Annotated in this window: 7 protein-coding genes and 1 pseudogene; 1 reads left to right on the top strand and 7 read right to left on the bottom strand. The window is 75.4% G+C overall.

Annotated features, from left to right (window positions below; all coding sequences use genetic code 11):
• The 6 genes and pseudogenes from O4U47_RS12165 to eccD form a co-directional block, all read right to left on the bottom strand.
• Window positions 1-2,092, bottom strand: a pseudogene (locus tag O4U47_RS12165) (hypothetical protein); the annotation flags it as partial.
• 91 nt (window positions 2,093-2,183) lie between these two features.
• Window positions 2,184-2,714 carry a hypothetical protein gene (locus O4U47_RS12160; RefSeq protein ID WP_270677925.1) on the bottom strand — a complete coding sequence of 177 codons (531 nt, stop codon included), beginning with the start codon at window positions 2,712-2,714 and terminating at the stop codon, window positions 2,184-2,186.
• Window positions 2,715-2,798: 84 nt separating this feature from the next.
• A complete protein-coding gene (locus O4U47_RS12155) occupies window positions 2,799-3,101 on the bottom strand; it encodes a WXG100 family type VII secretion target (RefSeq protein WP_270677924.1) in 303 nt (100 codons plus the stop codon).
• 77 nt (window positions 3,102-3,178) lie between these two features.
• Complete coding sequence (locus O4U47_RS12150; protein ID WP_270677923.1) at window positions 3,179-3,514, bottom strand: WXG100 family type VII secretion target; 336 nt, start codon at window positions 3,512-3,514, stop codon at window positions 3,179-3,181.
• A 46-nt stretch (window positions 3,515-3,560) separates the two neighbouring features.
• A complete protein-coding gene (gene eccB / locus O4U47_RS12145) occupies window positions 3,561-5,009 on the bottom strand; it encodes a type VII secretion protein EccB (protein ID WP_270677922.1) in 1,449 nt (482 codons plus the stop codon).
• Window positions 5,010-5,031: 22 nt separating this feature from the next.
• Window positions 5,032-6,429 (bottom strand): type VII secretion integral membrane protein EccD, encoded by a 1,398-nt coding sequence (gene eccD / locus O4U47_RS12140; protein ID WP_270677921.1) that lies wholly within the window; start codon window positions 6,427-6,429, stop codon window positions 5,032-5,034.
• 274 nt (window positions 6,430-6,703) lie between these two features.
• Here eccD and eccCa point away from each other — a divergent pair, with 274 nt between their 5' ends.
• Window positions 6,704-10,711, top strand: a complete 4,008-nt coding sequence (eccCa, locus tag O4U47_RS12135) for a type VII secretion protein EccCa (RefSeq protein ID WP_270677920.1) — start codon at window positions 6,704-6,706, stop codon at window positions 10,709-10,711.
• A gap of 153 nt (window positions 10,712-10,864) precedes the next feature.
• Here eccCa and O4U47_RS12130 read toward each other — a convergent pair whose 3' ends face one another.
• Complete coding sequence (locus O4U47_RS12130) at window positions 10,865-12,127, bottom strand: S8 family serine peptidase (protein WP_270677919.1); 1,263 nt, start codon at window positions 12,125-12,127, stop codon at window positions 10,865-10,867.
• Window positions 12,128-12,145: the final 18 nt, after the last annotated feature.

The raw sequence follows: 12,145 nt of genomic DNA, 5'->3' as shown, positions 1-12,145 counted from the left end.
CCGAGCCACCCGACCCGACATCAGGAACATCCACCGACCCACCCGGAAGCGGACCGCCATCAGACGACGACCCCAGATCCCACGAACCACCGGAACCCTCGGACCCGCCCGCGTCAGGCACATCGGCCGACCCACCCGGAAGCGGACCACCGTCAGACGACGACCCCAGATCCCACGAACCACCCGAGCCACCCGACCCGACATCAGGAACATCCACCGACCCACCCGGAAGCGGACCACCGTCAGACGACGACCCCAGATCGAAGGAGCCTCCGGAGGAGCCCTCTCCCGCTCGCGCGCCCTCTGGGCCGCCGGGGGCGTCTCCGCCGGTCTCCACCTGCGTCCGCTCCGGGGGCGGCGGCAGGTCGACCGTGCCGCCGCCGGCGTCGGCACCGTCCGTGGAAGCGGCCAGCGACTTCCGGTCCAGGCGCGCGGGGTCGGATTCCCTGTTCCGGTCCCCCCACGGGTTCTCCGAGGTCACGAAATCCGCGCCGCCTCCGGGCCGGTCACCGGATCCGCGTCCTCGGTCGCGTCCGGTCCCGCCCGACCCGCCGGACGCTCCGCCCCCGCCGCCCGCGCCCAACCCGGTGACCGGTGGCGGCATGAACCCGGTCCCGCCGGACGCAAGGTCCCCTGACGCCCCGTCGGCCCCGTCGCCCGAAGACGCCACACCCGTGATCTCCGTCCGGTCCTCCCGGTCCGGGAAGGGCCCAGACCCTCCGGAGGCATCTCCGGAACCGGAGCCGCCGGAGCCGTCACCGGAACCGGAGTCGGCGCCGCCCCCCTCACCCCAGCCGGAATCGGCACCGGACCCGTCACCGGAGCCGACGAGACGCCACAGGTCATCGTCGATACCGGACCCGTCACCGGAACCGCCGGAGCCCTCACCGGAGCCGCCGCCCCCCTCACCCGAACCGGAGTCCGCACCGGACCCGTCACCGGAACCGCCGGAGCCCTCACCGGAACCGGAGTCGGCGCCGGACCCGTCACCGGACCCGTCTCCCGAGTCGCCGCCGAAGTACTCATCCAGGAACTCGTCGATGTCGAAGCCGCCGCCGGACCCGTCCCCGGACCCCTTGGAGCCGTCACCGGAGCCGCTCCCGCCGCTCCCGGACTGCTCGGTCGTGATGGGCGTGTACGGCAGGATGTCGCCCGCAGCGTTCGCGTAGCTCTGCGAGAGCCCCGGGATGTTCTCGGACGCCGCGTTCCGCAGGTTCTCGATCTTGGACCACCAGAGGTCCTTCATCTCCTGCTCGATGGCGCGCCAGGTCTCAAGGCTGTCGGTGGGCTTGCCGCCGATGTAGACGAACCCGTCCTGCTTGGTGACCGTGTTCCGGTTCTCCTCCCACCAGGTGCGCACCACCTGGCGCGGACTGCGCCCGGAATCGGACGCCCAGTCGTTGTAGGCCTTCACCACGGGGTCGGCGAAAGCGGGGTCGGCCGCGGAGGCGGCGCTCTCCACCGCCTCCTTCACCGGGGCCAGGTAGTCGGCGACGCCCTTGAGCTCCAGCGCCTTGGTCTTGAGGTGCCGCGCCAGAGCCGCGGCGGTCGCCCCCTCGAAGGAGTCGTTGCCCGGCTTCACCTTCTCGTACAGCGTCCAGAGCCGGTCGTACTCCTCCTGGAAGAAGGTCTGGTACTCCTCCAGCCGGGTCGCCATCCGGCTCAGGCCCGCGTGGTAATAGGACTCGCTGCCGAGGTTCGGGTCCCCGAGGCCCTTGGTGACCACGGTCCTGAGCTTGTTCTCGAAGGTGCCCCACAGGGTGTCGGCGCCGTCCAGGATCTCCGGGTTCAGGAAGATCCCGGAGTAGGTGTCGGAGATCCCCTGGTGGTAGTCGCCGTACAGCTGGTCGTCCAGGAAGAAGCCGTACCACTCGTCGGCGGAGTAGGGGTTGCCCTCGTTCCAGAAGTACCGGTCGATCCACCCCGCCTCATAGATCACCCGGGCGCTGTCCATGGGCGGGACGGAGCCCCCGCCCTCCGGGTCGGCGAAGACGTTGAGGATGTGGTCCAGCTCCGCGCTGGACGCCGCCCCCTCGTTGGGCAGAGTGGCCCCCTGTCCCCCGGTGGGGTTGAGCTCCTTCTCGTTGTCCACGCTTCCTCCTGCGGTACGGGCGGTTCAGGGCCTCGGGCGGGCGGCGCCGCCGGCGGGAACGGACGGGTCCGGGCGGTGCGCGTGTCCGGGGTCAGTCCTTCTCGTCCTCGTCGGTCCCCTCCTCTCCGGTCCCCTCCTCGTCGGTCTCCTCCTCTCCGGCCCCGTCCTGGTCGGTGGAGGAGGAGACGTCGTCGCCGCCCGAGGAGCCGCCGGACGAATCGCCGAACGCGCCGCCGCCGGAGCCGGAGGGCGCGGACGAGCCGAAGATCCGGTTCAGCTGCTCCGCGGTGAGCTCGGCGTCCTCTTCGAGGTCGTCGAAGACCAGCTCGCTGTCGGCGATCCCCTTGGAGATGGCCAGCAGGTCCTTCTCGTACTTGTCGAACAGCTCCTCGACCTTGGTCAGCGCCTGCTTGACCTCGTCGGCCAGGACCCCGGCCGACGGCAGCAGGGCCGGGTTGCCGAACCGGGGCGTCTTGGCGGCCTCCCCGGCGTAGTACTGGTCGAACTCGGTCTTCTTCGCGGAGAACCGCTCCCGCATCGTGTCGATGTCGTCGGTGCGCAGCCCCCGCAGGTAGTCGAGGGTGACCTTGACGGTGTCGCCGTCGTCCTTGTCTTCCGGCATGCGCTCAGCCTCCTGCCGCCTGGTGGTCCGGCCGTTCCGGTGGGGGCGGGTGCGGGGCCGTGGGCCCCGCACCCGTACGGGGCGTCAGCGGCGCTGGCTCCAGTTCCCGGCCTCCTGCAAGTCGCCCCGGTTGTACCGGTCGACGATGTCGTCCAGGGACACCTGCGCCTGGTTGAGCAGGTTGCGCATGTCCTCGACGTTCTGGCGCCAGTTGGCGATGCGGATGTCGTACTGGTCGGAGGCCTCGCCGACCCAGCCGTCCTTGACCTGCTTCACGCGCCGGTCCAGCTCATCGATGGCGTTGGCGATGACCTCGGTCTGCTGGCGCAGGTCGAGTCCGGCGGTCTGCGCGCCCGACTTCCTGATCTCGAAACCGTCGAAGCTCACGGTCGGCTCTCCTCTCCTGGTGGGCCGTGCGGCCCTGGGGTCATGGGGGCGGGGGTCCCTTCCGAGGGGAGGGGGCCTCAGCGTCCGGCGGCGTCGCGCTGGTTCGGGTTGAGCTGGGCGGCCCAGTCGGCGGTGACCATGTTGGCGTCCTCCATCTCGTGGAAGCTGCGCTCGGTGCCGCCGAGGATGCCGATCATGTCGTTCATGTCGTTGGTGATCAGCCGGAGCTCCTCCAGCCACTTGACCAGGGCGGTGTCGTAGCGGGCGGCCGCGCCGCCCTGCCAGTTGCCGCCGAGCATGTCCCGGGTGGCGTCCACCTGGGTGTAGATCCCGTTGCAGGTGGAGTGCGCGGTCTCCATCGCGTCCTTGCCAGCGCGCATCGCCTGGTCGGTACTGCCGAACTGTTCGCTCATCGGGTGTTCCTCCTCAACCGTGTCGCGTTGTCCTGCGGGTCCGCCCTCAGCCGGACGGGCAGTCCGGGTCCTTCGGGGGCGCCGGGTCGGCGGCGGGGCGCGCCGCCGCCGAGGTGCTCAGTTCGGGGCCGGTGGGCAGCATGTCCAGCACGGCGGCGGGCACGCCCCGCGCCCCTCCGGGCGGATGGCCGAGCCGCTCGGCGGATTCGGCGTCCGGGACGGGGTACTTGGCCCCGGTGTCGGTCACCAGGTAGTAGGTGCCGCGGTCGGCGCGGCCCCCGGCGCGGGAGGCGCGCACCAGGCCGCCCTCCCCGGCCGGCACCCCGATCAGGTCGGGCGGGGTGCAGGAGGGGGCGGCGCCGGGCGGGGGATCGGCGGCGCGGGCGGTGATCGCGGAGGGGGTGCGCAGGGCCAGTCCGGGGCCCTTCCCCCGGTCCACCGCGCACAGCGCCGCCCCTCCGGTCTCGGTGAGCGCGGGCGGCTCCCCGGGGAGGCCTCCGTCGTCGCGGTCCCGGTCCGCCAGGTGGGGGCGCACGTCGGCGGCGTCGAGCGGGACCGCCTCCGGATCGCCGCCGGGGTAGGCGTCCGCGGCCGTGCGCGGGTCCGCCAGCAGCAGCCGGGCACGCACCTCGCCGGCGGGCACCAGCCCGCCGCGCTCCAGCACGTAGTACTGGTCGGCGTCACCGCCGCCGACGGTGAACACCTGGCCGATCCGGCGCTTCCCGCCGCCGATCCGCGGCCCTTCCCCGCCCGCGCCGTCCACCTGCTCGGCGGCCAGCTCGGGCCCTTCGGGAAGGGCGGACAGGAAGCGCGCGGACACCGGGTGGGCGGGGGTGGTCCCGTACCCGAGGGCCTCCAGGGCGCCGTGCTCGGCGTCCACGGGCAGGCGCTCGCCGCGCCAGAGCAGGTGGCGGGCGCCGTCTGGGCCCGCGGCGAGCACGGCCCGGTCCCCGGGGACGGGGCGCTCCCCGCCGCTCTCGCCGCCGCCGACGGTGAGCGCGGTCAGCGCCCGCGGGTCCTCGTCCTCGCCGGTGGCCACCGGGACCGCGCACACCCGCCACGCCGACGGGGCGCCGTCCTCGGCGGGCGCGGGCGGCACCGCGTCGGGGGCGCCCCCGATGCCGATCGCCGAGGCGACCGGGGTGCCGTCCAGGGAGGCGGCCGACACCTGCACCGGCTCGCCCAGCAGCAGCGCCGAGGCCTGGTTGGCCACCGGCCACAGGGCGCCGTCGGAGTAGACGTACCGTCCGCCGCCGTCCTCGACCGCGACCACCGTGCCCTCGGTGCGCCACGACGTGGCGTTGCCGGGGAAGATGAGCCCGAAGACGAGGAACCCGGCCCCGATCAGCAGGGCCAGCACCAGGCCGATGGCCGCCCCCGTGCGGGTGCGGTTCATCGGGGCCTCCGTCGCGTCCGGGTCGGCCTCCAGCATCGCGGTGGACAGCCGGCCCACCAGGAAGCCGTGCGCCTGGACCTGGTCGCGCCGCGTGTTCATCGCCGCCTCCCGCCGTCCGCGCTCATCCGCCGATCCCGCGCAGCAGCCCGAACAGCCCCAGGTTCGCCGGGACGAGGATCACCAGGACGATCGCGGCGGCGCTGTGCAGCAGCTCCCCGGCGCGCCCCCAGTGCGGCAGCATCCGGTTTCCGGGGACCGCCCACGCGGCCACGGCCAGCGCCAGCGCGCCCGCCAGCAGCATCCCGAACACCGCCAGGCGGGCGGCGGTGCCGCCGAGCGCGGCGGCGCCCAGCGCCAGGGCGAGCGCGCCGAGGTGGCCGGGCACCAGCAGGCAGGCCCGCTGCCAGGCGCCGCCGAGCCCGCGGGCCTGCAGCACCAGCACCAGGCACAGGGCGGCGCCCAGGCCGGTGGGCAGCCACCCGGGGTGCAGGGCCAGCACGGCCAGCGCCGCCGCGCACACCGCCCCGACCGCCGCCAGCAGAGCGGTCTGGAAGGAGTCGGCGCGGCGGGTGCGGTCCAGCACGTCGCGGGCGGGGTGCGGGGCGATGTGCTCCTGCAGCTCGTCGGCGCCGGAGGGCAGCGGCGGCAGGCGCATCCCGGACATGCGGAAGGCCAGTGCGGGCGCGAAGGTGCCCAGCAGCACCGCCGCCCCGGCCAGGAGCCCGGCCACCCCGGGGAGGGGTACGCCGCCCCAGAACAGCAGCAGCGCCCCGGCGGCGGCGCCGAACACCGAGAACGCGCCGACGCCGGTGAAGAAGGGCACGCACCCGGCCGCCGCGGCGACCGCCAGGACCGCGGCGCCGGTCCCGGCGGCGGCCCCGGCCAGCAGGCGCGCCCCGGCCAGCGCGGCGCCGGGGTCGCCGTCGGGCGCGCAGGCCCCGGCGAAGGCCATGAACAGGACCGCGGCGGTGCCGGTGGCGGCCGCGGTCGCGGGCGACCCCAGGGCCCGCCCGGCGGCCGCGGTCGCCAGCAGCATCAGGACCGCGGTGCCGGCGGCGACGGCGGCGCCGGGACCGGAGAAGCCCAGCAGGGCGACCGGGACCAGGGCGGCGAACAGGGCGGCGGCGCCGGCGCCGGTCAGCCAGCGGCGGGCCTGGGCCGCGCCCCACCGGTCCGGGCGCTCGGCCATGCCGGTGGCCACCCCGTCGACCAGGTCGTCGAAGTGCACCGGCGGCATCTGGTCACGGCGCTCGCGCAGGTAGAGCACATCGCCGTCGAAGAGTTCGAGGGACTCGCAGGTCCCGTCCTCGTCCAGCGGCGGCGACCCGAGCCGCTGCAGGACCCACCCGGAGTGGTCCAGCCCGTTCTCGTCCAGGTCCTCGCCGTCGCGTTCGGCATAGAGCAGGAATGTGGGCACGAGTTCGGCGAGGGGTATGTCACACGGCACCGCGATTTCAAAGGACACCGCAGGTGCGCGAACGGTGAGACGACACAATTCCGCGGCGGCGGACTCGGTCATACTACCCCCGGGTGTTTCCGTTCCTGGGCAAACGGCATGGCCCGCCCCGCAGGGCCTGTGGGTGCTCATACGAGCACCGTCCCGGCGGCGGGGCGGCAAATGCTCCGCTACGTTAGCACCACTCGCAGAATGGAACAGATGACGTTTCGGTCAATATGCGATGACCTCGCGGTGGGGCATCGTAGACCAATCCGGGCGGCCGGGGATCGGCCGTTCGGCCGATGAATTGCCCGTTGATTCGTCCGATCGAACAGAATCGGGGGTCCGTGCAGCCGTGAGCACGATCATCGTCCGCCGGCCGGCCCGCCGGCCCGGCCCCGAGCTCCCCTCCGGGGAGCTCGCCCGCCAGGAGCCGCCCGCGCTGCCCGAGCCGCAGGGCGGCATGGGCGCGGTCTTCATGTACCTGCCGATGGCGCTCAGTTCGCTGGCCATGGTCATGATGTTCCTGCGCCCCGGCAGCGGCGGCGGGGGCCTGGGCGGCGCCATGCCCTACGTCGCCGGCGGCATGATGCTGGTCGGCGCGGTCGCCATGCTCGGCGGGCAGTACCTGCGCACCCGGTTGGAGCGGCGCCGCGCACTGGCCGGGGAGCGCCGCGACTACCTGCGCTACCTGGGCCGGATGCGGGGACGGGTGCGCGAGCTGGTCGCCGCCCAGCGCGACGCGCGCCATTGGAACGGCCCCGACCCCGGGGCGCTGTGGTCGCTGGTGCGCACCACCCGGCTGTGGGAGCGGCGCGCCGCCCACGACGACTTCGGCGAGGTGCGCTTCGCCGTGGGGCGGCAGCCGCTCAACGCCGTCATCGCACCGCTGTCCACCAAGCCGGTGGAGGACCTGGAGCCGCTGTCGGCGCACGCGCTGCGCCGGTTCATCGCCGCCTACTCCACCGTCGCCGACCTGCCGGTCTCCATCCACCTGCGGGGGTACGCGCACATCGCGCTGCGCGGCGACGCCGAGGCCGCGCGCGCCATGGCCCGCGCCCTGGTGGGCCAGCTCGCCGTGTTCCACGCCCCGGACGAGCTGCGCATCGCCGCGTGCGTGGGCGACGACCGGACGGCCCGCTGGGAGTGGCTCAAGTGGCTGCCGCACTGCCTGCACCCCACCGAGCGGGACGGCGCCGGGCCGGTCCGGCTGTTCGCGCCGGACGCGGTGGAGCTGGAGCGGCTGGTCGGCCCGGACCTGTCCGACCGCCCCCGGTTCGACCCGCAGGCCGCGCCCGGGCGGGAGGAGCCGTTCACCGTGGTGCTGGTGGACGGCGGCCGGGTGCCGCAGGGCGCGCGGGCGGCCGGCGGCGGCTACCGCAACGCCGTGGTGGTCGAGGTCGGGGCGGACCGGGCCTGGGACGGCGCCCCGCACACGCTGTCCCTGCGGGTGGGGTCCGACGAGGTGGAGGTGGCCGACCTGGACCGGTCCGGCCGGGAGGTGTTCGCGCCGCTGGGCCGCCCGGACCGGCTCGGGGAGCCGCGCGCCCGCGCCCTGGCGCGGCTGCTGGCGCCCTACCGGATGAGCGTGTCCGCGGACGTGGTGGAGCCGCTGACCACCGACTTCGACCTGACCGCGCTGCTGGGCATCGCCAACCTGCACACCTGGGACCCGCACCGGCAGTGGGAGCGCGGCGACCGGCCCGAGCACCGGCTGCGGGTGCCGGTCGGGATGACCGAGTCCGGGGCGCCGCTGGAGCTGGACCTCAAGGAGTCGGCGCTGGGCGGCATGGGGCCGCACGGGATGCTCATCGGCGCCACCGGTTCGGGCAAGAGCGAGCTGCTGCGCACCCTGGTGCTGGCGCTGGCGCTCACCCACTCCTCGGAGACCCTCAACTTCGTGCTGGTCGACTTCAAGGGCGGGGCGACCTTCATCGGCCTGGACCGGCTGAACCACACCTCGGCGCTGATCACCAACCTCGCCGACGAGACCTCGCTGGTGGAGCGGATGCAGGACGCGCTGCACGGCGAGCTGATCCGCCGCCAGGAGCGGCTGCGCGCGGCCGGGAACTTCAGCTCGGTGCACGAGTACGAGAAGGCGCGCCGCTCCGACCCGGGCATGGAGCCGATGCCGACCCTGCTGGTGGTGGTGGACGAGTTCAGCGAGCTGCTGGCCGCGCACCGCGACTTCATGGACCTGTTCGTGATGATCGGGCGGCTGGGGCGCAGCCTGGGCGTGCACCTGCTGCTCGCCTCGCAGCGGCTGGACGAGGGGCGGATGCACCAGCTGGAGAGCCACCTGTCCTACCGGATCGCGCTGCGCACGTTCTCGGCGATGGAGAGCCGCGGGGTGCTGGGGGTCCCCGACGCCCACCAGCTGCCCCCGGCCCCGGGCAGCGGCTACCTCAAGACCGACGCCGACGAGCTGGCCCGGTTCAAGGCGGCCTACGTGTCCGGGCCCTACCGGGCGCGGCGGCGGCCGGTGCGGACCGCGGCGGCGGGCGGGGAGGTGGCCCCGCTGCTGGCGACCTACGTGGCCGAGGCGGCCCCGGCGGCCGCCCCGGAGCCCGAGGAGCCGGAGGAGGAGCCCGCGGAGAGCCTGCTGGAGACCGCCCTGGAGGCGGTGCGCGGCGCCGGGCCGCCCGCCCGGCGGGTGTGGCTGCCGCCGCTGGACGCGCCCCCGGCCCTGGGGCGCCTGCTGGCCGACGGCGGGCTCGGCGGGCACGGCCCGTCGTGGTCGCGGGAGCCGGTGCTGAGCGTCCCGCTGGGCGAGGTGGACCGGCCCTTCGAGCAGCTGCGCACCCCGCTGACGGCGGACCTGCGCGGGGCGGGCGGGCACACCGCGGTGGTGGGCGGCCCCCAGTCGGGCAAGAGCACCCTGCTGCTCACCCTGATCTCCGCCCTGGCGCTCGCCAACACCCCCGCCCAGGCGCAGTTCTACATCCTCGACTTCGGCGGCGGCACGCTGCGCGCCGCGTCGGGGCTGCCGCACGTGGGCGGGGTGTGCGGGCGGCTGGACACCGAGCGGGTCAACCGCACGGTGGCGGAGATGACGGCGCTCCTGGCGCGGCGGGAGCGGGACTTCGCCGAGCACGGGGTGGACTCGATGGCCGACTTCCGGCGCCGCCGCGCCCGCGGCGAGTTCCCCGACGAGCGGTACGGCGACGTGTTCCTGGTGGTCGACGGGTGGGCGACGGTCCGCCAGGAGATGATGGACCTGGTCCCGGACATCGTGCAGATCGCCCAGCGCGGGCTGAGCTACGGGGTTCACCTGGTGGTGGCGTCGCCGCGCTGGGCCGACGTGCAGTCCAGCCTGCGCGACCTGCTGGGCACCCGGTTCGAGCTGCGGCTGGGCGACGCGGTGGACTCGGCGATCAACATGCGCAAGGCGGAGACGGTGCCGCGGGTCCCGGGGCGGGGCCTGACCGACGAGCTCAAGCACTTCCTCACCGCGGTCCCCCGTCTGGCGGACGGGGACGGCGGGGACGTGGGCCCACCCGCCGACGCGCCCGGGACGGCGGAGGCCCCCGTCGCCTCCGGCCTGGAGGGGCTGGTCCGGGCGGTCGCCGACGCGTGGAACGGGCCGCCCGCCCCGCCGGTGCGCACCCTGCCGCTGCACCTGCCCTCCGCCGAGATGCCCCCGGTCGAGGAGGGGCCGCGGGTGCCCCTCGGCCTGGAGGAGCGGCGCCTGGAGCCGTTCTGGCACGACTTCTCCACCTCCCCGCACATGCTGGCGGTGGGCGACACCGAGAGCGGGAAGACCAACCTGCTGCGGCTCGTCACGCGGGCGATCCGGGAGCGCTACACTGCCGAGGAGGCCCGCGTGGTGGTGGTCGACCCCCGGCGCGGGCTGTTCGACGCGATCCCCGAGGAGCAGCGCCTGGGGTACGCGGTGACGGGGGCGAGCGCCCAGGAGATGATGAACGCCGCCGCCCAGGCGCTGAAGCCGCGGCTGCCCGGCCCCGAGGTCACTCCGGAGGAGCTGCGCGCCCGCTCGTGGTGGACCGGGCCGGAGCTGTTCGTGGTGATCGACGACTACGACCTGCTGGGGACCGGTGGGCCGGGGCCGCTGGCCCCGCTGCTGGACATGCTGCCGCTCGGCGCCGACATCGGGCTGCACCTGATCCTGGCCCGCGGGGCGGGCGGGTTCAGCCGGGCCATGGGCGAACCGGCGCTGCGGATGCTGATCGACGCGAACACGCCCAGCATCGTGCTGTCGTGCCCGCCGTCGGAGGGGGTCCTGTTCGGCTCGCTGCGCCCGCGCACCCTCCCACCGGGGCGCGCCCTGCGCCTGGACCGGCGCGACCCCGTCCAGGTGCAGCTGGCCCTGGCCCCGGAGACCGAGGAGGCCGCCCAGAGGTAGCCGCAGGAAGGGGCGCGACAGGGGGCGGTGCACCCACTGGTGCGACCGTCGGGCCCCTCCGTTGCCGATCTCGGAGGGGGGAACGACGCTGCCAGCGCGGTTTCAGCGTCGTTTTTCCCGAGATCATCGGGGATCTCCTTCCCTCGGCCCCGGTCAGGTGCGGCGGGCGCGGCCGTGCCGGACTGCGGCGGCTCCGAGGGCCGCGACCAGGATCAGCAGCGCCGACCCGCCCGCCACGGCGAGGGTCCGGCCGACGGTCGGAGCGGTCGGAGGGTCGGGCGAGAACGCCGCCGCCTCCGGTGCCTCCCCCGCCTCCCGGGGGGCCGGGACCGCGGTGAGCGCGGCGACGGGGTCGAGCGTCCCCGCGCCGAGCAGCGCCTCGGAGGCCGCCCCCGGCGCGGGGTAGGCGGTCGACGTCAGCCGCTCCGCGGCCTCGGCGGCGCTCAGGGCGGGCTCGTGCGAGCGCAGCAGCGCGGCCGCGCCCGCGACGAAGGCCGCGGCGACCGCGTCCCCGCCCGAGGTGAAGTGGCCGTCGCCGCCGGGGCCGACGCCCATCGCCGCCCGGCCCGGGGCGGCCAGGTCGGGGCGCACGGGGTCCCCGTCGGCGTCCACGGTCGGCCCGCTCTCGGCGGGCGCGCCGTCTGGGCCGGTCGCGGCGACGGCCAGCACCCCCGGACCCGGCTGGGGCAGCGCGGCGACCGGCCCATCGTCCGTCGGCACCGTGGCCGGGGCGACCACCAGGGCGTCCGCGTCGGCGGCGGCGCGCAGCGCCGCCTCCATGCCCGTGTCGCCCCCGGCCGCCGGGACCGGCGCGCCGACCAGCACCACGTCCGCGCCGTCACCGACCGCGCTCTCGATCCCCTCGGCCACGTCCCGCGCACCGGCCACACCCCGGTCGTCGGTCACCCCGACGGCGAGCACCCGCGCGGCCGGGGCGACCCCGACCATGCCGCTGCCGTCCTGCGCGCGTGCGGCGACGATCCCGGCGAGGAAGGTGCCGAAGCCGACGCAGTCCTCCCCGGCCCCCTCCACGGCGCCGTCGAGGGCGGCGGCGGTGTCGTCGACCCCGCTGCCGAGGACGGCGACGGCCGCCCCGCCGCCTTCGGTGAACCCGCGCGCCTCCGGCAGGCCGAGCGCGCCCTCGGTCCACACCTCGCGGTCGATCACCGTCTCCGAAGGGGGCAGGCACTCCCCGCCCTCGGTGACCATCGGCGCCTCGGGCAGCGCCGTCGGGGGGCCCGAGGCGCCGGAGCCCGAGCCGCCGGACCCGGAACCGGATCCGGAACCGGGGGTGGCGCTCCCCCCGCCGCCCGTGTCGGCGGTCGCCGCCCCTGCAGGGCCGCCCGCGGAAGCGGCGACCACCGCCGCGATGAGCACCGCCGCACCGCTCCGCAGACCCGCTCTCCCGCCCGGCACCGACGCCACTCCCCTTCT

The sequence above is a fragment of the Nocardiopsis suaedae genome (assembly GCF_027706745.1).
GTDB lineage: Bacteria > Actinomycetota > Actinomycetes > Streptosporangiales > Streptosporangiaceae > Nocardiopsis_A > Nocardiopsis_A suaedae.
The sequence above is the reverse complement of the archived record's forward strand: the minus strand, read 5'-3'. Positions and strand labels throughout refer to the sequence as shown.